General features: G+C 60.6%; 24 protein-coding genes. 12 read left to right on the top strand and 12 right to left on the bottom strand.

Annotation, left to right across the window (positions count from 1 at the left end; translation table 11 throughout):
- Nucleotide 1: 1 nt before the first annotated feature.
- Both Q0792_RS19020 and Q0792_RS19015 read right to left on the bottom strand, forming a co-directional pair.
- Entirely contained in the window at nt 2-559 is a 558-nt protein-coding gene (locus Q0792_RS19020; RefSeq protein ID WP_298844705.1) for an RNA polymerase sigma factor, read from the bottom strand.
- On the bottom strand, nt 556-714 hold the full coding sequence (locus Q0792_RS19015; RefSeq protein ID WP_298844702.1) for a NepR family anti-sigma factor: 159 nt from the start codon (nt 712-714) through the stop codon (nt 556-558). The genes Q0792_RS19020 and Q0792_RS19015 overlap by 4 nt, the downstream gene beginning before the upstream one ends.
- A gap of 109 nt (nt 715-823) precedes the next feature.
- On the opposite strand from Q0792_RS19015, the gene Q0792_RS19010 reads away from it, so the two are divergent.
- Both Q0792_RS19010 and Q0792_RS19005 read left to right on the top strand, forming a co-directional pair.
- Nucleotides 824-1,633, top strand: a complete 810-nt coding sequence (locus Q0792_RS19010; RefSeq protein ID WP_298844700.1) for a response regulator — start codon at nt 824-826, stop codon at nt 1,631-1,633.
- A gap of 134 nt (nt 1,634-1,767) precedes the next feature.
- Complete coding sequence (locus Q0792_RS19005) at nt 1,768-2,106, top strand: hypothetical protein (RefSeq protein WP_298844698.1); 339 nt, start codon at nt 1,768-1,770, stop codon at nt 2,104-2,106.
- Nucleotides 2,107-2,145: 39 nt separating this feature from the next.
- Here Q0792_RS19005 and Q0792_RS19000 read toward each other — a convergent pair whose 3' ends face one another.
- From Q0792_RS19000 to Q0792_RS18985, 4 genes are all read right to left on the bottom strand, one after another.
- Nucleotides 2,146-2,643 carry a DNA starvation/stationary phase protection protein gene (locus Q0792_RS19000; RefSeq protein ID WP_298844696.1) on the bottom strand — a complete coding sequence of 166 codons (498 nt, stop codon included), beginning with the start codon at nt 2,641-2,643 and terminating at the stop codon, nt 2,146-2,148.
- Between the two features lie 80 nt (nt 2,644-2,723).
- A complete protein-coding gene (locus Q0792_RS18995) occupies nt 2,724-3,653 on the bottom strand; it encodes a YihY/virulence factor BrkB family protein (RefSeq protein ID WP_298844693.1) in 930 nt (309 codons plus the stop codon).
- On the bottom strand, nt 3,607-3,738 hold the full coding sequence (locus Q0792_RS18990; RefSeq protein WP_367276793.1) for a hypothetical protein: 132 nt from the start codon (nt 3,736-3,738) through the stop codon (nt 3,607-3,609). The genes Q0792_RS18995 and Q0792_RS18990 overlap by 47 nt, the downstream gene beginning before the upstream one ends.
- Before the next feature lie 132 nt (nt 3,739-3,870).
- The gene (locus Q0792_RS18985) at nt 3,871-4,701 is read right to left on the bottom strand and encodes a formate/nitrite transporter family protein (protein ID WP_298844688.1); all 831 of its coding nucleotides are present in this window, start codon (nt 4,699-4,701) and stop codon (nt 3,871-3,873) included.
- Between the two features lie 303 nt (nt 4,702-5,004).
- Here Q0792_RS18985 and Q0792_RS18980 point away from each other — a divergent pair, with 303 nt between their 5' ends.
- The gene (locus Q0792_RS18980) at nt 5,005-6,279 is read left to right on the top strand and encodes an acetylornithine deacetylase/succinyl-diaminopimelate desuccinylase family protein (RefSeq protein ID WP_298844685.1); all 1,275 of its coding nucleotides are present in this window, start codon (nt 5,005-5,007) and stop codon (nt 6,277-6,279) included.
- Between the two features lie 10 nt (nt 6,280-6,289).
- Here Q0792_RS18980 and Q0792_RS18975 read toward each other — a convergent pair whose 3' ends face one another.
- The 3 genes from Q0792_RS18975 to panB all read right to left on the bottom strand — a co-directional run bounded on the left by Q0792_RS18975 (nt 6,290) and on the right by panB (nt 8,387).
- Nucleotides 6,290-6,631 carry a hypothetical protein gene (locus Q0792_RS18975; RefSeq protein WP_298844682.1) on the bottom strand — a complete coding sequence of 114 codons (342 nt, stop codon included), beginning with the start codon at nt 6,629-6,631 and terminating at the stop codon, nt 6,290-6,292.
- Between the two features lie 62 nt (nt 6,632-6,693).
- The gene (gene panC, locus Q0792_RS18970) at nt 6,694-7,551 is read right to left on the bottom strand and encodes a pantoate--beta-alanine ligase (protein ID WP_298844679.1); all 858 of its coding nucleotides are present in this window, start codon (nt 7,549-7,551) and stop codon (nt 6,694-6,696) included.
- A complete protein-coding gene (panB, locus tag Q0792_RS18965) occupies nt 7,548-8,387 on the bottom strand; it encodes a 3-methyl-2-oxobutanoate hydroxymethyltransferase (protein WP_298844677.1) in 840 nt (279 codons plus the stop codon). The genes panC and panB overlap by 4 nt, the downstream gene beginning before the upstream one ends.
- A gap of 148 nt (nt 8,388-8,535) precedes the next feature.
- Here panB and Q0792_RS18960 point away from each other — a divergent pair, with 148 nt between their 5' ends.
- Nucleotides 8,536-10,005 (top strand): ABC transporter substrate-binding protein, encoded by a 1,470-nt coding sequence (locus Q0792_RS18960; RefSeq protein WP_298844791.1) that lies wholly within the window; start codon nt 8,536-8,538, stop codon nt 10,003-10,005.
- A gap of 192 nt (nt 10,006-10,197) precedes the next feature.
- Nucleotides 10,198-10,407 (top strand): hypothetical protein, encoded by a 210-nt coding sequence (locus tag Q0792_RS18955; RefSeq protein ID WP_298844675.1) that lies wholly within the window; start codon nt 10,198-10,200, stop codon nt 10,405-10,407.
- Here the strand turns inward: Q0792_RS18955 and Q0792_RS18950 are convergent.
- Both Q0792_RS18950 and Q0792_RS18945 read right to left on the bottom strand, forming a co-directional pair.
- Nucleotides 10,404-10,754, bottom strand: a complete 351-nt coding sequence (locus Q0792_RS18950) for a TraR/DksA C4-type zinc finger protein (RefSeq protein WP_298844672.1) — start codon at nt 10,752-10,754, stop codon at nt 10,404-10,406. The two genes, Q0792_RS18955 and Q0792_RS18950, sit on opposite strands and share 4 nt — an antisense overlap.
- A 31-nt stretch (nt 10,755-10,785) precedes the next feature.
- Nucleotides 10,786-11,898, bottom strand: coding sequence for an acetoin utilization protein AcuC (locus tag Q0792_RS18945; RefSeq protein WP_298844669.1), 1,113 nt, complete (start codon nt 11,896-11,898; stop codon nt 10,786-10,788).
- Nucleotides 11,899-11,974: 76 nt separating this feature from the next.
- Here Q0792_RS18945 and Q0792_RS18940 point away from each other — a divergent pair, with 76 nt between their 5' ends.
- The 7 genes from Q0792_RS18940 to Q0792_RS18910 are packed head-to-tail and all read left to right on the top strand — an operon-like array spanning nt 11,975 to nt 17,950.
- Complete coding sequence (locus Q0792_RS18940; RefSeq protein ID WP_298844667.1) at nt 11,975-12,922, top strand: ABC transporter permease; 948 nt, start codon at nt 11,975-11,977, stop codon at nt 12,920-12,922.
- Nucleotides 12,919-13,734 carry an ABC transporter permease gene (locus Q0792_RS18935; RefSeq protein ID WP_298844662.1) on the top strand — a complete coding sequence of 272 codons (816 nt, stop codon included), beginning with the start codon at nt 12,919-12,921 and terminating at the stop codon, nt 13,732-13,734. Before Q0792_RS18940 ends, Q0792_RS18935 begins: the two co-directional genes overlap by 4 nt.
- Nucleotides 13,731-15,338: an ABC transporter ATP-binding protein gene (locus Q0792_RS18930; RefSeq protein WP_298844658.1), complete on the top strand. Its 1,608-nt coding sequence runs from the start codon at nt 13,731-13,733 to the stop codon at nt 15,336-15,338. Before Q0792_RS18935 ends, Q0792_RS18930 begins: the two co-directional genes overlap by 4 nt.
- Nucleotides 15,331-15,861 carry a GNAT family N-acetyltransferase gene (locus Q0792_RS18925; protein WP_298844655.1) on the top strand — a complete coding sequence of 177 codons (531 nt, stop codon included), beginning with the start codon at nt 15,331-15,333 and terminating at the stop codon, nt 15,859-15,861. Before Q0792_RS18930 ends, Q0792_RS18925 begins: the two co-directional genes overlap by 8 nt.
- Nucleotides 15,845-16,591, top strand: coding sequence for an SDR family oxidoreductase (locus Q0792_RS18920; protein ID WP_298844653.1), 747 nt, complete (start codon nt 15,845-15,847; stop codon nt 16,589-16,591). The genes Q0792_RS18925 and Q0792_RS18920 overlap by 17 nt, the downstream gene beginning before the upstream one ends.
- The gene (locus Q0792_RS18915; RefSeq protein ID WP_298844650.1) at nt 16,588-16,938 is read left to right on the top strand and encodes a cupin domain-containing protein; all 351 of its coding nucleotides are present in this window, start codon (nt 16,588-16,590) and stop codon (nt 16,936-16,938) included. The genes Q0792_RS18920 and Q0792_RS18915 overlap by 4 nt, the downstream gene beginning before the upstream one ends.
- A 10-nt stretch (nt 16,939-16,948) precedes the next feature.
- Entirely contained in the window at nt 16,949-17,950 is a 1,002-nt protein-coding gene (locus tag Q0792_RS18910) for a P1 family peptidase (protein ID WP_298844647.1), read from the top strand.
- Here the strand turns inward: Q0792_RS18910 and dxs are convergent.
- Entirely contained in the window at nt 17,947-19,884 is a 1,938-nt protein-coding gene (dxs, locus tag Q0792_RS18905) for a 1-deoxy-D-xylulose-5-phosphate synthase (RefSeq protein WP_298844644.1), read from the bottom strand. The two genes, Q0792_RS18910 and dxs, sit on opposite strands and share 4 nt — an antisense overlap.
- Between the last annotated feature and the right edge of the window lie 45 nt (nt 19,885-19,929).

Here is a 19,929-nt window from a genome sequence, read left to right as displayed (position 1 = left end):
GTCAGAAAGAAGCGGCCTTTGACGCGGAGAGCACCGACAGCGTTGCCTCATCCGTCAGCTCAAGCCTGTCATCGTCATCCAGGTGCATCAGTTCTGCCAGCCTCTGTCTTGCCCGGTTGGTCCGGCTTTTGATGGTCCCTACCGCTACACCGCACATTTCTGCGGCGTCCTCATAGGAAAACCCGGACGCTCCCACCAGCAGCAGCGCCTCGCGCTGTTCATCGCTGAGCTGCGCAAAAGCATCCCGGAAATCTGTCATCTGCAGGCGCCCGTCATGCGCCGGTTTTTCTGCAAGCGCATCCGTGTGCACACCGTCCACATCCGCCACCTCGCGCCGTGCCTTGCGCCGGGAGGAGTAATAAGTGTTGCGCAGAATTGTGAACAGCCAGGCGCGCATGTTGGTGCCCTGCTCAAACTTGTCGATGTTTGTCCACGCTTTGACGACAGTGTCCTGAACCATATCGTCGGCCGTCGCACCATTGCGTGTCAGGCTGATCGCAAAGGCGCGCATGGCCGGCAGATGTTCTACCAGCTCGTCCCGGGGGTCTGGGCTGCTCATTTCTGAGTGCCTTTTGCCTGATCCTGTTCCTTGAGCGCTTTGAGCAGATCGGTAAACCGGTCTGGCACACCTTCTTCGAGTGCCTCGTCATATACACGCCTTAGATTTTCATCGATGACGCTTTCGCGTTTACGGCTGGGGCCTGTCCGGGTCATATACGGGTGACTTTCCTCGAATGTGAATCGCGAGAGTGCATTTTGTCTGGAACAAAACACGCAACCAGGCGTTTGGTTCCAGGAAATATTGAAAAAAGGATCTCCTGGCATGACGGATGCTGCTGTACCCTCTGATATCAGCGACCAACTGGGGCAGATTTTACCCTACCTGCGACGCTTTGCGCGCGCAATGACCGGAAGCCAGAGCAGCGGGGACCGCTTTGCGGCGGCAGCGCTCGAAGCCATTCTCGCAGATCGGTCTGTCCTGAGCGGGCTTGATGTTAAGACAGGCGTGTTCCGTGTTCTCTACCGGATCTGGGCCTCGGCAGGTGCGCCGGTAGAAACCGGTGAAAACGGCCTGAAAGCACGTGCGCAGAAACACCTCGCACGGCTGACGGAGGACAGCCGCGAGGCGCTCCTGCTGCATACCATCGAGGGGTTTGGCTTTGGCGAGATCGCGCAGATCATCGACGTAACACAGTCCGAAGCCGAGGAACTGGTCAGTATCGCCCGGCGCGAAATGGCGGACGTGGTGTCCGGATCCGTAATGATCATCGAGGATGAAGCCATCATCGCGATGGATCTTGAAAGCATCGTTTCTGACATGGGTCACCGGGTCACCGGCGTCGCACGCACACGCGACGAGGCAAAATCCCTGGGCGCTCAGGAAACACCCGATCTGATCCTTGCCGACATCCAGCTGGCAGATAACTCGTCGGGCATAGACGCGGTCAACGATCTGATCGGCAGTCTGGGCGAGCGGCCGGTGATTTTCATCACAGCCTTCCCGGAACGTCTGCTGACAGGTGACAAACACGAACCTGCTTTTCTGATCTCAAAACCATATACCGAAGATCAGGTCGTCTCGGCGGTCAGTCAGGCCATGTTCTTCTCGAGCACGGAAACGCTGCACTCCTGAGACCTTGCAGGATATCTGTGCGGTCCGGTCCGGTCCGGGCCGCACCATCATTTATCCACAATTAAGCCTGTTTCTGGTGATTAACCATTTCTTCAGGGCTGCCCGCCAGGGTGGTGGTGCAGAGGGTTATTACCATGGCAGCAGCACGTATCAGAAGGTTTTTCCGGCGTATCCTGTCCGTAACCGCGCTTGCGACGGTCGCAACGGTACTGCCTGCTGTCTCTTCGGTTCCCGCCCACAAAGTGGAATATCAGAGCGCTCCGGTCATCGGGGCAGCGCAGGTTCCGGGCGAAAACGCGCACAATCGTTTCATAACTATTCGCATCGACGGACAGAACCACCGGCTGCGTACAGCCGATGCCGGAACACTGCTCGAACCGGGCAGCGTCGCCTGTGTCTCGAAACGTACACTTATGCGGGATCACCGGATAATCTATTCATTGCAGCCCCGCGGGAACTGCGGACGGACATAGAAAGGCCCCGCCCGCAGGCGAGGCCAGTCAGCCATCAGATCAGCTTTTGGATACAGATCGCAGCATCCACGCGGCTTTCTCGTGGAAGGTCGCCCTTGCAACCGCGAGATCTTCCGTGACCGGGTCACCATGTTCACCGGCGATGCGGATAAGCGCATGCAGACGGTGTGCCACCCGTTCATGATCTGCTGCCAGATCCTGGCACATATCTCCGGCTGACTGTTCCTCTTCGTTGTCCTGAATGACCGAATTCGACACGATAGAATTCATAGACGCCGGCGCCAGCTGACCCAGCGAGCGGATGCGTTCCGCGATCTCGTCGGCTGCCTTGAACATGTCTTCGTATTGCTCTTCGGTCAGATTGTGCACCGCAAAAAACATCGGACCTTCGACATTCCAGTGCACAGCATGCGTTTTGAAAACGAGCCGGTACGTGTCGGCAAGCATATTCTCCAGGCCCTGCGCCATCGCCTCGGTGTCACGGACACCAGTGCTTATTTCGCTTGTGCCGGGCACAACGTTCAGTGCGCTTGTCATATCGTTCTCCTTCTTTCTGCTTCACCGGACCAACCCGGTCGGGGCCGCCAGGGTTCCGCATAATTCAAAGAAAACGCGCGCTATTCTGTCACATCGGCCGGAACCGCCTCTGATCCGGGCAGGTTACGGCGCAGTTCCAGCTCTGCGTTGAGCGCAGCACCCAACAGCACCAGAAACGTGCTGATCCAGAGCCAGACCAGCATCGCAACAACCGCACCAATCGAGCCATAGACCTCGTTGTAGTTTCCAAAATGCGAGACATAGAAGGAAAAAGCGACAGAGACCGCGGCCCACGACATGACCGAGAACACTGCGCCCGGAGTGACCCAGCCTATCGGAATACCGGACCGGTTCGGGCCGAACCGGTACAAAAGCCCGATACCGGCAAATATCACCGTTATCGCAATCGTCCAGCGCAGCACCTCCAGCGCGATACCCGCAACCGTACCCAGTGGAAGAAAGGCAAGGACAACGGGCACGACAACCACCATCAGAAGCGCCGTAACACCCACCAGAACCAGGCTCACCGTAAGAAAGAGCGCCCGCAGGTAATGCCGCCACGTCGCTCTGCCCTGCATACCGTAAACGGCGTTGAGCCCCTGCATCACGGCACCGACACCCGCGCGCGCAGACCAGAGCGCAAGAAACAGCGACACGCCGCCTGCCCACCCCAGGGTGTCAGAACTGGCACTCACGAGTCCGACAATCTGCGTGTTCAGGATCTGATAGACATCCGCAGGCATCAGGCCGCTGAACCGTTCGAGCTGAACAATAACAACCGCCGGATCCGCAATAAGGCTCAGCACAGCAATCAGCGCCGCAAGAGCAGGAAAGAGCGAGAGCATCGAAAAAAACGCGACCCCGGCCGCGATGAGGCCGAGGTTGTTCCTGCCGATCTGGCGAAATGCCGCCACAGCTGCTGTGCGGTAAGTTGCGAGGGGATAGATCAGCGGCGCAATCATATCAGATACAGGCGGCCGCAGCGCGCGGCCCGCAAAAGAACCGGACAAGGAAGCCTGCAATCGGCAAAAGAAGAACCAGAAGGGTCCAGATTACGATGCTCCCCGTCGTGGTGGTTGATCCGATGACAGACATGATAGCCCAAACATCAGGGCCGAGAAGAACAAAGCTGCCAATACCTGCACATTCCATCCTGTTTCTCCGTTTCTCCGGTCTGCATCCTGTCGAGCACCGCGGTTATCCGGGCCGTCACCTGATGCGCGGCTCTTAACTGTCGGGAAGTTCGTCGCGGACCTGACCCCACGCCATAAGGCTGAAAATCGCTGTGCCGCCGATGATATTGCCTGCAAGCACCGGCAGGAAAAAGCCGGTCAGCGCCTGGACAGCTGGCAACTCGCCCATCAGCATCAGAACCGCCATCTCAACCGACCCGGCGACGATGTGCGTAAAGTCTCCCGCTGCGATCAGCCAGGTAAACGCAAGAATGAGCAGAAACCCCTGACCATCCGCCTGTGGCAGCATCCAGACCAGCAGCGCCACGATCAGGCCCGCCGGAATGGCGCGCCAGAAGCCTGTTGACGCGCCCATACCGGTGGCATGATGCGACAGGTCAACGACCGATACCATAATGTCGGCCGGAAGAGCCGGTGTGAAAACGAACAGTGATGCCACCGCGAAGGCACCAATGACGTTGGCGGCCAGCACAATGGCCCAGAGGCGCATCATGGACGCGAAACTGCCCCAGCTGCGGGACACCATAACCGGCAGAACCGTTGTAATCGTGTTTTCGGTGAAAAGCTGCATGCGGCCGAGAATCACCGCCATGAATCCGAGAGAATAACCCATATTTTCAATCAGATAAGACGACGGTGCATCGGGCAGATACGTGCGGAATATCGCCTCGCCCAGTACAGAGAGACTGATCAGAACACCTGCGGCAATTCCCGACCAGACAAGCGACCGCCAGGGCCGCGCCATCTCTTCCTCGCCATCACGCCGGATGATCTCCCAGATAAGTTTCGGCGCAATCGGGCTCGCCTCCTGCACCGTATTTTCATCTGCTTTTTCTTCGTCCCGTTCGGTCATTGCGGTCGTCATCAGTCACTCCTTTTGCGTCGCGCAGGTCGCGACGCTGTCAGGCACCAACGTGCCAGGGTCAAAAAGAGTTCCGGAACTGGCTGAAACAACACGCGCTCAGGCGCTGTCGCCCGTGGACTGAACACCTGCATACAGGCCTTTTGCCGGCTCATCCCCTGCAGGTTTCAAAGACCGCATATTCCTGTGCACTGCCCGACAGATCACCGGAAAGATGCACACTCTTTCAGGAAGATGATCGTCTGCAGCGGGCTTCCTGACCTGCCCGCCCTTGCCTTTCCGCACCGGTCCTCCAAAACTGCGGGAATGACCACACCTCTTGCCAGCGCCATCGCCGCCCGCCGCGATGATCTCATTGATCTGACACAGCGCCTGATCCGCATTCCCACGCTCAACCCGCCGGGCCGGGATTATCGCCTGATCTGCGAATTTCTCGACGCGCGCCTGAAGAAGAGCGGCTTTGAGACTGAACTGCTGCGCGCAACCGGCACGCCGGGCGACAGCGACAGGTACCCCCGCTGGAACATCGTTGCGCGCAGGTCGGGCAGGCGTCCGGGGGACTGCGTGCATTTCAACAGCCACACCGACGTTGTAGAGGTCGGCCGGGGCTGGACCTTTGATCCGTTTGGCGGCGAGGTATCGCAGGGCCGGATTTACGGGCGGGGCGCCTGCGATATGAAGGGGGGACTGGCGGCCTCCATCATCGCAGCAGAGGCGTTCATTGAGGTGCATCCTGATTTCAGCGGGCACATCGAGATCTCGGGTACGGCAGATGAGGAATCCGGCGGTTATGGCGGCGTCGCCTGGCTGGCGGAACAGGGGTATTTTGATCCCGCACGCGTCCAGCACGTGCTGATCCCTGAACCGCTGAACAAGGACCGGATCTGTCTTGGTCACCGCGGCGGCTGGTGGGCCGAAATCGAGACAAAGGGTGAGATTGCGCATGGTTCCATGCCCTTTCTCGGCGATTGCGCTGTCCGGCATATGGGTGCGGTTCTGTCCGAGTTTGAGAACAAGCTCTTTCCGGCAATGGCCAGCCGGCATACCGATATGCCGGTCGTGCCCGAAGGCGCGCGCCAGTCGACGATGAACATCAACTCGGTGCACGGCGGCCAGCCCGAGCAGGACCCGGATTTTACCGGCCTGCCGGCGCATTGTGTCCCGGACAGCTGCCGGATCGTTATCGATCGCCGCTTTCTGGTAGAGGAAACGCTGGATCAGGTACGCGAAGAGGTCACTGCCCTGCTCGAAGGCCTGAAGGCCACGCGCGCAAAGTTCGACTATGAGCTGACAGAGCTGAATGCCGTGCTGCCAAGCATGACAGACCGGGATGCACCTGTTGTGCAGACCGTCGCGCAGGCCATTGAGGATGTCATGGGCAGGCCACCGGAATATGTGGCCTCACCCGGTACATACGATCAGAAGCACATTGACCGTATCGGACGGCTCAGGAACTGCATCGCTTACGGACCCGGTATCCTTGAGCTGGCGCACAAACCCGATGAATGGGTTGGAATAGACGATATGATCGACAGCGCCTGCGTCATGGGCCGGACACTGGAAACCCTGCTGACCGGATAAAGCAGGTTTTTCAGCGCACTCTTACACTGATACTCTCGCCGGCGACCTTGATGGTCTCACGACCCTTTTTGCGGGCGGTGAACACGATTTCCACCGCGGGCGTCCAGCCGCCGCAGGTCCGGCTTTTTGTAACCCCCCACCTGCCGTTGCTGAGCACGCCAAGTTTGGTGTCGCGGGTGCGGTTCTTGTCGACATTAGCCGGGCGCTTGCCGCATTCGCCTCTGTAACCGTGCACAATCATGGACTCGCCGACCTTCATATCGACGGATTTATGAAAGGGAATCCGGTTGTCGGAATCTGCGAGCGCAACCGTACCGAAAAGAACAAAAACTGCGAAAATCCAGCGAAACATAGCAAAACCTCTGAAAAATGTGCCGTAACTATAGCCGGGCATCGTAACCTTTCAAAGAAAAGTCAGCCGCTGAACACCGGGACGTCGATATTGTCGATCAGCCGCACACCTGCCAGCCAGGCCGCCGCGAAAAGCCGGGCGGGCTCGGCGGGCCTTTCGAGCAACCGCAGATCCGCGCATGAGCGGAGCTCAAAATAATCGACGCCGGTAAACCCGGCTGCCTCCAGTCCTGCGATGGCCCGGCTCTGCAGCGCCTGAAACGCGGCACCCTGCCCAAGCTCCCGGACGACCGCTTCCATTTCCATGGCAAGACGGGGCGCTTTTGTCCGCGCCCTGTCGCTCAGCAGCAGGTTGCGGGACGACATTGCCAGACCGTCTTCCTCGCGGATTGTCGGACACCCGATCACGTCGACGGGAATATCCAGGTCCCGCGCCATCCGCCGGACGACCATCAGTTGCTGGAAATCCTTTTCACCGAAAAAGGCTTTGTCCGCAGCGGTCTGCGTGAAAAGTTTGGCGACCACAGTGGCGACACCGTCGAAATGACCGGGACGGTGCGCGCCACACAGAACATCCGTCATACCACCAACAGACACATTTGTCGCAAAGCCTTCAGGGTAAATCTGATCCACTTCCGGCACATAAAGCGCATCGACAGCAAAACGTTCAAGCTTGCGCGCATCTTCCGCCTCAGTGCGTGGATAATTATCGAGATCAGACGACTGATTGAACTGTTTCGGGTTCACAAAAATAGTCACGATCACGCGGTCGCAGGCAGCCTTTGCTGCTGCCACGAGGCTCAGATGACCATCATGCAAAGCGCCCATTGTCGGAACGACACCGATCGTCTCACCGCTCATGTGCCAGCTGCGGGTCGCAGCGCGCAGCGCGGTCAGGGTTCGCAGGACCGGCGTTGTCACCGGGCTGACCCTTTTGCCGGCGCTTCGTCTGCAAAAACATGTTCAGGTCCGGGGAAACGGCGCATCCGGACGTCATCAGCATAAGCGGCAATGGCAGCCTCGCCCGCCTCGCCCAGGTGCGCATAGCGTCTGACGAATTTCGCTTTGAACGCAGTGAAAAGCCCCAGCATGTCATCAACGACCAGGATCTGTCCGTCGCAACCGACCGAAGCGCCGATGCCTATGGTCGGGATGTCCACCTCTGAGGTGACCCTGTCGGCAAGCGTTTGCGTGACCTTCTCGAGGACCACGGCAAAGGCACCGGCTGCGGCGATCGCCCGGGCGTCCGCCATGATGGCTTCGGCCTGCGGCCCGCGACCCTGCACTGTGTAGCCGCCCAGCGTGTTGATCGACTGTGGTGTCAGCCCGATATGGGCCATGACCGGAATGCCCCGGTGCACCAGGAATTCGATCGTCGGCGCCATATGCCGGCCGCCCTCAAGTTTTACAGCGCCCGCGCCGGTTTCGCGCATCAGACGCGCAGCACTTGCAAAGGCCTGTTCCGGGCTTTCCTCATAGCTGCCGAACGGCATGTCGATGACCATCATCGCAGCACTCAGACCCCGCGCGACGGCACGGCCGTGCATGATCATCATGTCCATTGTGACCTCCAGCGTCGAAGGCAGGCCGTGCAGCACCATACCCACGCTGTCGCCCACCAGAACAAAGTCACAGTGGGCGTCCATCATCTGTGCCATGGGCGTCGTATAGGCAGTCAGGCTGACCAGTGGCGTGCCGCCCTTGCGGGCTCTGATATCTGTTGGCATCGGCGCCTTTTTGCGGGCAGTTGCACTCATCATCCGGTCTCCGTCCGTCCCGTTCCGCGCGGGGGATACCACGGATGCGCCGGGAATCCACGCCTGACCACACAAACCTGCCCTTGATTGACGTGATGTTTGTTGGAACACTGAAAGCTGTCACAGCAAATGGGGGACCCACATGCAGATGTTTCAACGCGGCCTTATCAGCCTTGCTCTAGCGACCGCAGCTTTCAGCGCCCAGGCACAGACCGACATCACCGTCGCCCTGCAGCTGGAACCCCCGCATCTCGATCCGACTTCTGCTGCTGCCGGCGCGATCGATTCCGTCCTGTATTCCAACGTATTTGAGGGCCTCACCCGCTTTATGGCAGATGGCTCGGTTGTACCGGGCCTCGCGAAATCCTGGGAAATTTCTGACGACGGTCTGACATATACATTTGCACTGCAGGAGGGTGTCACCTTCCACGATGGCAGCACCATGGACGCCGACGATGTCAAATTCTCGCTGGACCGGATTCTGGCCGAAGACAGCGCCAATGCCCAAAAGGCCCTTTATGCGGCGATCTCATCTGTCGAGGTTGTCGATCCCCTGACCGTCCGGCTGACGCTGTCGGAACCCAACGGGAATATGCTGTTCAATCTTGCCTGGGGTGATGCGGTCATCGTAGCGCCCGAGTCCATCGACAACATTAAACAACAACCTGTCGGCACCGGGGCATTCCGTTTCGTGGAGTGGGTACAGTCAGATCGTATCGAGCTGGTGCGCAATGACGACTACTGGGGTACCCCCGCCGTTCTTGAAGCCGCGACATTCAAATTCATCTCGGACCCGACCGCTGCCTTTGCCGCTGTCATGGCCGAGGACGTGGACTATTTCTCTGCCTTTCCCGCACCCGAAAATCTGCCCCAGTTTGAGGCGGATCCGCGCTTTCAGGTGCTTGTCGGCTCGACCGAAGGCGAGACAATCCTGAGCACCAACAACAAGATGCCGCCCCTTGATAACCCTCTGGTGCGGCAGGCCGTGGCCCATGCAATCGACCGTCAGGCAATCATTGATGGTGCAATGTTTGGCTATGGCACACCGATCGGCACACATTTTGCCCCGCACAATCCCGCTTATGTCGACCTGACGGAACAATCAGCGTACGACCCTGAAAAGGCAAAGGCGCTGTTGGCCGAAGCGGGCTTTGCTGACGGTTTTGAGACGACCCTGTATCTGCCGCCGCCGTCCTATGCGCGACGGGGTGGAGAGATCATTGCTGCACAGCTGGCCCAGGTTGGTATTACGGCTGAAATCAACAACGTGGAATGGGCCCAGTGGCTTGAATCCGTCTTCCGGGGCAAGAATTTCGGCCTGACAATCGTCAGCCACACCGAACCGATGGACATCGGTATCTATGCAAACCCTGACTATTACTTTCAGTATGATAACCCCGGCTTTCAGACACTGATTGCCGATCTGAACAGCACAACCGATCCCGACACGCGGACCCGGATGATGCAGGACGCCCAGAAGATGATCGCTGATGACTACGTAAACGGTTATCTTTTCCAGCTGGCAAACACCTCTGTTGCCCGGGCCGAACTGCAGGGTCTGTGGGCCAATGCACCGACTCAGGCGACCGATCTGACAGCCGTAAGCTGGTCAGAATGACAGACGCAGGCGTATGGAAATGTTAATGTTCTGCACAGGATAGCGATAACATGGGACGCTCCTGCTCAATAATCGCGCAGGTTGACTGTGTTGACTGAAAAACAGGCGGAATCGCCCGACTTCGGGTGACTCCTTCTACCTCAGGGTGTATTGTCGGTACATGGCAATACTCTTTTCCCGGAGGAGGAAGGAATGGACGATCTCGAAGTGCGCATGATCAGACTCCAGAAACAGGTTGAGAAGGCTGATGCAACAGAACGTCTGCGTCTGCAGCCGCAGGTGGCGCGCGTGGTTGCGACCATGACATCGCGCGGTCGCGCGGTACCGGCCCACATGCGGCGCATTAACCACACGCTGATGGAAGAAGCCCAGGACGACATGTTCGACAACATGCCGGTCTAACGGGCACACCCGACACAACACAGAACGGTTGGGGCCAGATCCAGCCGTTTCACGCCGATAAACTCACCACATTCATCACACCACCCGAACGCGCCGCTGGCCAGACGCTCCAGCGCTGTGGTAATGGCGCGGGCGCGGTTATCCCGACGCCCCTGCATCGCCAGAGCCATCGCCTGACCCTGCAGGGCGTCCATACGGGAAAGCCGACCCACGCTTTGCTGGTCGAGCATCACCGGGCGGCGGTCCGCACCGGTCTGGTCGCCCGCCTGGGAAATCGCGCGCAGCTCATCGTGCAGACGCGCTTCATATCTTGTGCGGCACTGCTGTTCAGAAAGTTCTGTGGTCATCCGGCCAGCATTGACACGGATCGGCTCCGCGTCAATGCAGACGCTGTCGCAGAACAGCGACCCGGTCCCGTATCTCCTGTCGTACCGGCCCTTCCCGGGGTGAATCGCGCAGGGTGGTAAACCAGTGCTCGGGTGGGTTTTTGCCCCGCCGGTTGCCTTCAAAGGACAACCCGCGCAATACCTCTTCGGCCTCCCGCGGCAGGCGGTCAGGCACCTCGTGCCCGTTCAGTGTCGCCCAGACACCCGACCACAGCCGACCGACAGACCAGGGGTTATAGCCCCCGCCGCCCAGTACCAGAAAGCGCGGTGCCATGCCCATCAGCGCCGCGACCACCTCCCAGTGTGCATTGTTACTGAGTGAAAGATGCGCAAGAGGGTCCTCTTCGACGCCGTCGGCACCACAGAGCAGAACAACCGCATCCGGCCTGAAGGCAGCGACCCCGGGCAGGATCAGTTCGTAGCGGATGAAAGCCATCTCGCTGTCATTCAGCCCCCGCGGTACCGGCAGGTTGAGCGCCGATCCGCCGGCATCATCTTCGAGCGGGCCCGTCCGCGGCCAGAGGCGCTCTTCGTGCACCGATATCATCAGACAGTCGGGATCTCCGTGAAAGCCCGCGGCGACGCCATCACAGTGATGTGCGTCGATATCCACATAAGCAATCCGCTGCGCTCCGTTGCGCCGCAGACTGATCATCGCCAGCACAGGATCATTGAGATAACAGAAGCCATTGGCACGGTCCGGCATCCCGTGGTGCGTGCCACCCGGCGGATTGTAAATGATGCCCCCGTTCCTCAGCAATTCACCGGCCAGCAATGACCCTCCGGCGGCGGTCGCAGGCCTGCGGAAAATCTCCGGGTAAACCGGGTTGGTAACCGAGCCGATGTCATGTCGGCGGGTATCCTCGGGGGTGGCCTGCTGGGTCGCTTCCACGCGTTGCAGCGCCTGCAGGTACTCAGGCGTATGCCAGACCTCCAGCGCCTTCTGACGGGCGCGCGGTGCCGTGATGAACTGTTCCCGTGGCAGCCATCCAAGCGCCCGGGACAGATCCATAACCGTTGAAACCCGCGGCACCCTCAGCGGATGCCAGCGGCCGTAACTGGAGTGGCGGAATATTTCTGCGCCGATAAAGCGGGGACTGTCCATGCCCGAGAGATAACGCCAGTAGCGGCGGCAACAACCCCTCTGGACCAGGCAGAGGCTGCAGCCTAACCTGTCGGCAATGCTGCGCTATTTCATCAAACGCACCGGATCGCTGGTCCTCAGCCTCGCAGTCGCGTCGCTGATTATTTTTACGGTCATCGAGATAGCACCGGGTGATCCCGCATCCTTCATGCTCGGCCTGAACGCCCAGCCCGAAACCCTGGCCGCACTGCGCAGTGAACTGGGCCTCGATGTCCCCAAAGTCCAGCGGTACCTTGCATGGACTGGTGGCATGCTGACCGGCGATTTCGGCACTTCCTACACCTACCGCACACCCGTCTCGCAGATGGTTGCAGACCGTATCGGCGTGTCACTGCCGCTGGCGCTCTATGCGCTGGCACTGGCAATCGTGATCGCCATTCCCGCCGGTGTTTTCGCCGCCGGCCGACACGGGCGGGTGGCGGACACCGGGGTGATGGGCGCAACCCAGCTTGGCGTTGCCGTCCCGAATTTCTGGTTTGCCATGATGCTGGTGCTGGTCTTTGCCATCCAGTGGCGGTGGTTTCCCGCAGGCGGGTTTCCCGGCTGGGACAAGGGGCTGGGTGCCGCGGTTCACGCGCTGACACTGCCAGCCATTGCTCTCGCCCTGCCCCAGGCCGCGATCCTGACGCGGGTGATGCGGTCGTCTCTGCTGGAGGTCATGGGCGAGGATTTCATGCGTACCGCCCGCGCCAAGGGTCTCAGCCGCCGCCAGACCATCTGGCGCCATGGTCTGCGCAATGCCTTTATTCCGGTGCTGACCATCATTGGTCTGCAGTTCTCATTTCTGTTCGCTGGCACCATCATTATCGAACAGGTTTTCTATCTGCCCGGGCTGGGTCGCCTGATTTTTCAGTCCATATCAGCGCGTGACCTGATCGTTGTCGAAAGCGTTGTGATGCTGGTGGTTTTTGCGGTGATCATGATCAACTTTATCGTCGATCTGGCCTATGCTGCTGTAGATCCGCGTCTGAGGTCGCGCACATGAACCGTCAGCTGGTATCCGGGCTTTGCCTGTCAGGCTTTTTCATCCTGCTGGCTGTTTTATCCCTGGTCTGGACCCCTTTTGATCACACCGCTCTGAACATCCCCGACAAGCTGAAGCCTCCGGGGGGGGTACATCTGCTGGGGACTGACCATCTGGGCCGGGATATCCTCAGCATGGTGATGGTCGGTGCGCGTACCTCGGTCGCGGTTGCGCTTCTGGCACTTGCGATCGGGCTTATCCTTGGCGTGCCGCTTGGCCTTGCAGCCGCCGCCAGACGTGGCAGCTGGCTGGACGAATTTATCATGCGTGGCAATGACATCGTCTTTGCCTTTCCGCTTCTGGTCATGGCGATCCTGATCACAGCTGTTTTCGGTCCTTCTGCCGTGAATGCCATCATCGCATTCGGGATTTTCAACATCCCCGTCTTTGCGCGGGTGACGCGCGGGGCCGCACTGCCCCTATGGGAGCGGGAATTCATTCTTGCCGCCCAGGTCGCGGGCAAAGGCACAGCGCGCATCTCGGTCGAGCACATTCTGCCGAATGTTTCGAACATGCTCATCGTTCAGGGCACAATTCAGTTCGCTCTGGGGATCCAGGTCGAGGCCGCGCTGTCGTTTGTGGGTCTTGGTGTCCAGCCCCCCACCCCGTCACTGGGCCGTATGCTCGCCGATGCACAGACACTGGTGACGCTGGCCCCGCATCTGGCGATCGTCCCCGGCGTCGCCATCATCCTGATCGTCCTGGGGCTGAATCTTGCCGGCGACGGGCTGCGCGACCAGCTCGACCCAAGGCTGCGGAGGCTGCGCACATGAGCCTTCTGCAGATCCGTGACCTGACGGTTCGTATCGGTGACACCCTGGTGCTCGACCGGATTTCCCTGCAGGTCGCACCCGGTGAAATCCTCGCGCTGACCGGAGAAAGCGGTTCTGGCAAATCCATGACAGCGCTCGCAGTGATGCAGCTTCTGCCGCAGGGCGCCGGGATATCCGGTGAGATCACACTCAGCGGTGAAAAGCTGACAGGCATGGACGAGGCCGCATTGTGCAGACTGCGCGGGCGCGACATCGGCATGGTATTTCAGGAACCGATGACAGCGCTGAACCCGGTGCAGACAATCGGCGCACAGGTCGCGGAAAGCATCCGCCTGCATGAAGGCACAGGTCCTGCCGAAGCAGCCCGCCGCGCCGCCCACCTGCTGGACCGTGTGGGCCTGCCCGCGGAAAAATTCCCGCTGACACGATATCCGCACGAGCTCTCGGGCGGCCAGCGCCAGCGCGTAGTCATTGCCATGGCGATTGCCCTGCGTCCGAAACTGCTGATTGCGGACGAACCGACAACAGCACTGGACGTCACAACACAGGCGCAGATTCTGGACCTCCTGAAAGGGCTGGCCCGTGAATACGATACCGGGCTGATCATGATCACACATGACCTCGCAGTTGTGTCTCAGATAGCAGACCGCATTGCAGTGATGAAGGACGGCCAGATTGTGGAAACTGCCCCGACGCCGCAGCTGCTGGCTGAACGAAAACACCCCTATACCCGGATGCTTTTTGCTGCGTCGGCCCACCGCGTCAGCCTGCCCGACGTGCCCCCCGGGCCCCCTCTGCTGCGCATCAGCGAGGTGTCCCGCAGCTATGCCGGTGCGCGGCAGGGCCTGTTTGCGCGGGCGGCCCCTACACGTGCAGTGAGGAACGTCAGCCTCGACATTCGACGGGGCGAACGGGTTGGTCTCGTTGGCGAAAGCGGCTGCGGGAAATCGACACTCACCCGCGCAATCCTCGGTCTCGACCGGGTGGACAGCGGCACCATAACACTGGACGGCACCCCGGTTTTGCATGATGGCCGGCCGGACCGCGCGATCCGGCGGCGACTGCAGGTTGTGTTTCAGGATCCCTTTGGCAGTTTCAACCCACGTCACACGGTAGGCCGGCTGATTACCGAACCCTGTTTTCTGCAGGAAACCCAGATGAGTGCGGCCCGCAGGCGTGAGGCGACCGCTGCTGCACTGACAGATGTCGGGCTGCAGCCCGGGGACGCAGAGCGCTATATCCACGAGTTTTCCGGCGGCCAGCGCCAGCGCATCGCCATCGCGCGCGCCCTGATCCTGCGACCCGATCTGATCATCTTTGATGAGGCCGTCTCGGCGCTTGATGTATCAGTGCGCGCCCGAATTCTGGATCTGCTGGCGGACCTGTGCCGGACTTATGAGCTGACCTGGCTTTTTATCTCGCATGACCTCAGCGTTGTCCGCACGGTGGCTGACCGCGTTCTGGTCATGCAGGCAGGCGAAATAGTCGAACAGGGGCCCACAGAAACCGTATTCAGAAACCCTTCGCATTCCTGTACAAAAGAACTGCTCGCTGCGGCCCCGGTACTGAACCTGCCCCCAGCAGAAAGTGAATTGCGTGTCTGAGATTACCCTGAAGACCATCAGCGCCGAAAATGACTTTGAGGATGTACTGGATCTTGCGGAGCGCGCACGCGATTATGTGCTTCTGGAGGTAGGGCACGCGCCGGACCGCACCTATGTACAGCAGTTTTTTGAAGCGACCCCACCGGATCTTGGCCCGGAATGTCTGATGCATTTTGCTGTCATGCAGGACAGCGCGATTGCCGGTGTGATCTGTATCGCCGATGGGTACGAGTTTCCTGAGGACTGGTGGCTTGGACTTGTGCTGCTCGATCCGGCGTACCGCGGACGTGGGATCGGAAAACAGGCGCTGGACCTGATAAAAGCACGGGCCGCTGCTGCGGGGCGGCAGGCCGTGAAGCTGGCGGTACTGGATACGAACATCCGCGCCAAGATGTTCTGGGCACGAGAGGGTTTTGACCTGCACAGACTGGCGCCGGCAACCCCGGACAGCGACGGCCACGACCGGATCGTGCTGTCGTTCCGGATCGACACAGAGGAGGTCGGCCATGAGACTGACAGGTAAAACGGCAATCGTGACAGGCGGCGCGTCGGGTTTCGGCGCCGGGATTGTACGGAAATTCACCTCAGAGGGTGCGCGTGTCATGATCGCCGACATCAACGGCGGAGCCGCAGCCGGCCTGGCCGACCAGATGGGTGATCACGCGCTGGCCTGCGAGGTCGATGTCGCCGATGGTGCGTCGGTCAGCACGATGGCAGACCAGGCCATCGGCGCCTGGGAGCATGTGGACATTCTGGTCAATAATGCCGGTGTCACGCACCTGCCCGGGCCGCTTGAGGACATTACCGAGGAAGATTTCGACCGGGTGACCGCTGTGAACATGAAATCGGTCTACCTGACAGCGCGCGCGCTGATACCCCACATGAAATCGCGTGGTGCCGGAGCTGTTCTGAACATCGCCTCAACCGCCGGCCTGTCGCCACGTCCACGCCTGAACTGGTACAACGCTTCCAAGGGCTGGATGATCACCGCGACGAAAACCATGGCCGTGGAACTGGCCCCTGACGGGGTACGGGTGAACGCGCTCTGCCCGGTGGCTGGCGAGACACCTTTGCTCAGGTCATTTATGGGCGAGGACACACCCGAAATGCGCGCAAAGTTTCTGTCAACGATACCCATCGGGCGTTTTTCGACACCGCAGGACATGGGCAATGCTGCGTGCTTTCTGTGCTCGGACGAGGCCACGATGATCACCGGAACAGCGCTCGAAGTCGACGGAGGACGCTGTATATGAAGACCATCAACCTGCAGGAAAAACTGGGGCAGTTTACCAGCCACTGGGATCCGCATGTAATCGCCGACTACAATGACAACGAGGTCATGGTTGTGCGGTTTCAGGGCGAGTTCCCCTTTCATCTGCATGAAAACACGGACGATTTCTTTCTCGTGCTTGAGGGGGAGATGGTGATGGATCTGGAGGACAGCGCGCATCCCGTCCGCGCCGGAGAGCTGTTTATCGTGCCAAAGGGTGTCACTCACCGGCCCCGTGCGGATGCCGAATGCAAGGTGCTGCTGATCGAACCCAGGGGCGAGCCGAACACCGGCGATCCGGCGACAGCCGCCGCCAAACCCCGTATCTGAGGGCGCGCGGATGCAACCGGGTGCACGCAATCTGATCACCGATGTCTCCGGCCTCTGCGTCGGAAACGCACAGGACGATGCCCTGAAATCAGGCGTCACCGTTCTGACCGCTGATGCGCCCTTCTGTGCCTCTGTTCATGTGATGGGCGGCGCGCCGGGCACGCGGGAAACGGATCTGCTGGCACCGGACAAATCCGTGGCAGACATAGACGCGCTGGTTCTATCGGGGGGCTCCGCCTTTGGGCTGGATGCCTGCCAGGGCGTGGTCAGCGGGCTGCGCGCGGCAGGCCGGGGTTTCAGTGTGGGCCCGGCCCGCGTGCCAATTGTGCCTGGTGCGATCCTGTTTGATCTGCTGAATGGCGGCAGTAAGGAATGGCAAACCAACCCCTATCCGGACCTCGGCCGCAAAGCTTTTGACGCCTGCGGCGCTGATTTCGACGTGGGAACAACAGGTGCCGGAACCGGTGCCACCTCCGCCACGCTCAAAGGCGGACTGGGCTCGGCCTCTCTGGTGCTCGACAACGGGATCACAGTCGGCGCGCTCGTCGCGGCCAACCCGATGGGGGCCGTTACAACGCCGGGCGACCGGTTCTTCTATGCAGCACCCTTTGAGATTGGTCAGGAATTCGGCGGGCTGGGTACGGACAGTGCCAGCGGCCTGGGTCGTGATCTGCCCGGTCTGTCACTTGCCGCGTTCCGCGAACATGCCAATACGACGATTGCGATCGTCGCCACCGATGCCTCGCTGAACAAGGCAGACTGCGAACGGGTCGCGATTGCCGCGCATGACGGGATTGGCCGTGCCGTTGTGCCGGCACATACGCCATCAGATGGCGATCTGGTGTTTGCCGTTTCCACCGGTGCACAACCACTCCGGCAACCAACGCAGGATCTGGCCATGATCGGCCATGCGGCCTCCCTGTGCCTGTCACGCGCAATTGCCCGCGCCGTGTTTGAGGCGACGCCAGCAACCGGCGATCTGCTGCCGTGCTGGCGGGACAAAAACGCCTAGCCGCGCTGGCTGTTCAGATCGACAACTTTGGCATCGCGCCCCAGTGTACGCAGCACCGTTTCGGTGATCCCGCGCGCATCCAGACCGGCATCCCGGTACATCTCGTCAGGCGACGCCTGATCAATGAAACGGTCCGGCAGGCACATCGTCCGCACGCGGCAGCCATGATCCAGCAGGCTCTGATCCGCCATCGCCTGCAGCACCATTGCCCCGAAACCACCCAAACCGCCCTGTTCGACGGTGATCAGGGCATCATGCGACCGTGCGAGGCGTGCAATCAGTTCCATATCCAGCGGTTTGGCGAACCGCGCATCCGCGACGGACGCGCTGATGCCACTGGCCTGCAGTTCGGTGGCCGCAGCCTCGCACTCCGCCAGATGGGTCCCAAGTGACAGGAGGGCCACATCGCCCATACCTTCGCGGATCATCCGCCCCTTGCCGATCTCCAGAACCTGGCCGCGCTCAGGGAGTTCTGCCCCCGTGCCATTGCCGCGCGGATACCGGAACGCAATCGGCCCGTCATCATAGGCAACCGCCGTTGCCACCATGTGTTTCAGCTCGGCCTCATCCGCCGCCGCCATCACAACCATGCCCGGCAACGCACCCAGATACCCGATGTCAAAGGCCCCGGCATGGGTCGCGCCATCCGCACCGACAAGGCCCGCCCGGTCAATGGCAAACCGAACCGGCAGACCCTGAAGCGCCACGTCATGAACCACCTGATCGTAGCCGCGTTGCAGGAATGTCGAATAGATCGCACAGAAAGGCTTGAGGCCCGCCGCCGCCATCCCGGCAGCAAAGGTCACCCCGTGCTGCTCGGCGATGCCCACATCGAAAACGCGCGCCGGAAAACGTCTGGCCATGCGGTCAACGCCCGTACCACCCGGCATGGCCGCAGTGATCGCAACAACTGACGGGTCGCGCGCTGCCTCTTCGGTCAGCGCGTCGCCGAAGACGGCCGTATAGGATGGCGCATTGGCCCGCGCCTTGGCCTGGACGCCGGTGCCGACGTCGAATTTGCTGACCCCGTGGTATTTGTCTGCCGAGCCTTCGGCAGGGGCATAGCCCTTTCCTTTGACCGTGCAGCAGTGGATCAGAACCGGCCCGGTCGCGCGCGCTTTGGCAGCCCGCAGTACGCTGAGCAGCTGGCCCATATCATGCCCGTCGATGGGGCCGACATAATCAAATCCCAGTTCTTCAAAGAAGGTGCCACGGCTTTCCAGTCCGGTGACCAGTTCGCGCGCCCGGCGGGCACCCTCGCGGACCGGCCGCGGCGCCAGCTGTTCCATGCCCTCGGCCATGGCCACCAGCCCACCGAACGGCCCTGCCCTGCCAAGATCAGACAGGCTGGACAGATAGGACGACATCGCTCCCACAGGCGGCGCAATGCTCATCTCGTTGTCATTCAGGATCACGAACATCCGCCGGCCCTCGGCGCCCGCATTGTTCAGCGCTTCATAGGCCATGCCGGCGCTGATCGACCCGTCGCCGATGACGGCGACCGCGTCACCTGTAGGCTGGCCCATGTCCCGCCCGACGGTAAAGCCCAGAGCGGCGGAAATAGATGTGCTGGAATGGGCCGCGCCAAAGGGGTCGTAGTCGGATTCGCTGCGTTTGGTGAAGCCACTGATGCCCCCGCCCTGGCGCAGGGTGTGCATCCGGTCGCGCCGGCCGGTCAGGATTTTATGCGGATAACACTGGTGACCCACGTCCCAGATCAGCTTGTCGCGCGGTGTGTCGAACACCGCATGGATCGCCACAGTCAGTTCCACGACACCCAGTGATGAGCCAAGATGCCCGCCGGTCCGGCTGACGGCTGCAACCACTTCGGAGCGCAGCTCATCCGCCACGTCACGCAGTTCTCTGCCGGTCATGTTTCGCAGGTCGGCGGGTCCTGCAACCCGGTCCAGTGTTGGCGTATCAGGGTTAGTCATGCGCACGTCTCCTTTGGTCAGCTGCGGGTGGCCTTTGCCGGGGCC

It is taken from the genome of uncultured Roseobacter sp. (assembly GCF_947495025.1).
Taxonomy (GTDB): Bacteria; Pseudomonadota; Alphaproteobacteria; order Rhodobacterales; family Rhodobacteraceae; genus Roseobacter.
This window is presented reverse-complemented; position numbering and strand designations above follow the sequence as displayed.

What these genes read in the sequence shown, in the direction of transcription:
- Q0792_RS19020 (WP_298844705.1), bottom strand. Translation starts at nt 559, where the DNA reads ATGAGCAGCCCAGACCCCCGGGACGAGCTGGTAGAACATCTGCCGGCC.
- Q0792_RS19015 (WP_298844702.1), bottom strand. Translation starts at nt 714, where the DNA reads ATGACCCGGACAGGCCCCAGCCGTAAACGCGAAAGCGTCATCGATGAA.
- Q0792_RS19010 (WP_298844700.1), top strand. Translation starts at nt 824, where the DNA reads ATGACGGATGCTGCTGTACCCTCTGATATCAGCGACCAACTGGGGCAG.
- Q0792_RS19005 (WP_298844698.1), top strand. Translation starts at nt 1,768, where the DNA reads ATGGCAGCAGCACGTATCAGAAGGTTTTTCCGGCGTATCCTGTCCGTA.
- Q0792_RS19000 (WP_298844696.1), bottom strand. Translation starts at nt 2,643, where the DNA reads ATGACAAGCGCACTGAACGTTGTGCCCGGCACAAGCGAAATAAGCACT.
- Q0792_RS18990 (WP_367276793.1), bottom strand. Translation starts at nt 3,738, where the DNA reads ATGTCTGTCATCGGATCAACCACCACGACGGGGAGCATCGTAATCTGG.
- Q0792_RS18985 (WP_298844688.1), bottom strand. Translation starts at nt 4,701, where the DNA reads ATGACGACCGCAATGACCGAACGGGACGAAGAAAAAGCAGATGAAAAT.
- Q0792_RS18980 (WP_298844685.1), top strand. Translation starts at nt 5,005, where the DNA reads ATGACCACACCTCTTGCCAGCGCCATCGCCGCCCGCCGCGATGATCTC.
- Q0792_RS18975 (WP_298844682.1), bottom strand. Translation starts at nt 6,631, where the DNA reads ATGTTTCGCTGGATTTTCGCAGTTTTTGTTCTTTTCGGTACGGTTGCG.
- panB (WP_298844677.1), bottom strand. Translation starts at nt 8,387, where the DNA reads ATGAGTGCAACTGCCCGCAAAAAGGCGCCGATGCCAACAGATATCAGA.
- Q0792_RS18960 (WP_298844791.1), top strand. Translation starts at nt 8,536, where the DNA reads ATGTTTCAACGCGGCCTTATCAGCCTTGCTCTAGCGACCGCAGCTTTC.
- Q0792_RS18955 (WP_298844675.1), top strand. Translation starts at nt 10,198, where the DNA reads ATGGACGATCTCGAAGTGCGCATGATCAGACTCCAGAAACAGGTTGAG.
- Q0792_RS18950 (WP_298844672.1), bottom strand. Translation starts at nt 10,754, where the DNA reads ATGACCACAGAACTTTCTGAACAGCAGTGCCGCACAAGATATGAAGCG.
- Q0792_RS18945 (WP_298844669.1), bottom strand. Translation starts at nt 11,898, where the DNA reads ATGGACAGTCCCCGCTTTATCGGCGCAGAAATATTCCGCCACTCCAGT.
- Q0792_RS18940 (WP_298844667.1), top strand. Translation starts at nt 11,975, where the DNA reads ATGCTGCGCTATTTCATCAAACGCACCGGATCGCTGGTCCTCAGCCTC.
- Q0792_RS18935 (WP_298844662.1), top strand. Translation starts at nt 12,919, where the DNA reads ATGAACCGTCAGCTGGTATCCGGGCTTTGCCTGTCAGGCTTTTTCATC.
- Q0792_RS18930 (WP_298844658.1), top strand. Translation starts at nt 13,731, where the DNA reads ATGAGCCTTCTGCAGATCCGTGACCTGACGGTTCGTATCGGTGACACC.
- Q0792_RS18920 (WP_298844653.1), top strand. Translation starts at nt 15,845, where the DNA reads ATGAGACTGACAGGTAAAACGGCAATCGTGACAGGCGGCGCGTCGGGT.
- Q0792_RS18915 (WP_298844650.1), top strand. Translation starts at nt 16,588, where the DNA reads ATGAAGACCATCAACCTGCAGGAAAAACTGGGGCAGTTTACCAGCCAC.
- Q0792_RS18910 (WP_298844647.1), top strand. Translation starts at nt 16,949, where the DNA reads ATGCAACCGGGTGCACGCAATCTGATCACCGATGTCTCCGGCCTCTGC.
- dxs (WP_298844644.1), bottom strand. Translation starts at nt 19,884, where the DNA reads ATGACTAACCCTGATACGCCAACACTGGACCGGGTTGCAGGACCCGCC.